The organism is Rhodococcus sp. 24CO (assembly GCF_050586165.1).
Taxonomy (GTDB): domain Bacteria; phylum Actinomycetota; class Actinomycetes; order Mycobacteriales; family Mycobacteriaceae; genus Rhodococcus_F.
Window position 1 is genome coordinate 1 of record NZ_JAZFNF010000061.1, and the last position, 1189, is coordinate 1189.

The window sequence follows — 1189 nt, forward strand, 5'->3', positions numbered from 1 at the left end:
GCTATGCCGAAACCGTTCCCCGAGGAGTTCCGTCGCGACGTGGTCGCGGTCGCCCGCAAACGCGAGGCCCCACTTTTTCAGATCGCGAAAGACTTCGGCGTCAGCGAGGCAACGCTGCACAATTGGCTGAAGAAAGCCGACATCGAAGACGGCAACCGCCCCGGAATGACCAAGGACGGAACCGCCGAACTCCGCGAAGCGAAGAAACGAATTCGCTTGCTCGAGCAGGAAGCCGAAGTGATGCGACGTGCCGTCGCCTATCTATCTCGGGACGTCAACCCAAAATGATGTTCCCGCTGGTCCGCGACCTCGCCGTAGACGGAATTCCCGTCACGGTGACCTGCCGGGTGCTCGGTTTCTCCACGCAAGGGTTCTACACATGGAAGAAATGCCCAGTCACGCAGCGCGACTGGGACAATGCACATCTGATTAACGCCGCCTACGACATTCACGCTGACGATCCGGCTTTCGGGTACCGATTCATCGCCGACGAATTACCTGGGCGAGGCATCATCGCCGGCGAGAATCGTGTCGCCCGGCTCTGTTCGCAGCAACGTATCTGGTCAGTGTTCGCGAAGAAACGAGGACTGAACAGAAAATCGGGCCCGCCCATCCACGACGACCTCGTCGCCCGGAAGTTCACGGCACGGAAGCCAAACCAGTTGTGGCTCACCGATATCACCGAACATTGGACCGACACCGGGAAGTTGTACCTGTGTGCGATCAAGGACGTGCATTCGAACAAGATTGTCGGCTATTCGATCGACTCGCGAATGAAAGCGTCGCTGGCTGTCCGCGCACTGACCAATGCCGTCGCTCTCCGGGAGCCGGCTGGGACGATTGTACATTCCGACAGGGGTAGCCAATTTCGGTCAAGAAAGTTCGTACAAACATTGTCCGACAACGGTTTACAAGGTTCTATGGGCAGAGTTGGGGCATGTGGTGACAATGCGGCCATGGAATCTTTCTTCTCGCTGCTGCAGAAGAACGTCCTCGACCGACAACGATGGTCGACTCGCGAACAGTTGCGGCTGGCGATCGTGACCTGGATCGAGAAAACCTACCATCGCAAACGTCGGCAACGGCGCCTCGGGAAGCTCACCCCGATCGAGTTTGAGACAATCAATCAGGCCGCATACGCGGCCTGAAACTATCAACCCCACGTGTCAACCGAAGTGGGTGCAGTCCC

At 57.9% G+C, this 1189-nt stretch carries 1 protein-coding gene; it reads left to right on the forward strand.

Going from position 1 to position 1189, the window contains the following annotated elements:
- Positions 1 to 3: 3 nt before the first annotated feature.
- Positions 4 to 1148 (forward strand): IS3 family transposase gene (locus V2B23_RS30830; RefSeq protein WP_430953687.1). Its coding sequence is split into 2 segments (ribosomal slippage): positions 4 to 283 and positions 283 to 1148, totalling 1146 coding nucleotides; the frame shifts between segments, so codons are not numbered across the junction.
- The last annotated feature ends 41 nt before the right edge of the window (positions 1149 to 1189 follow it).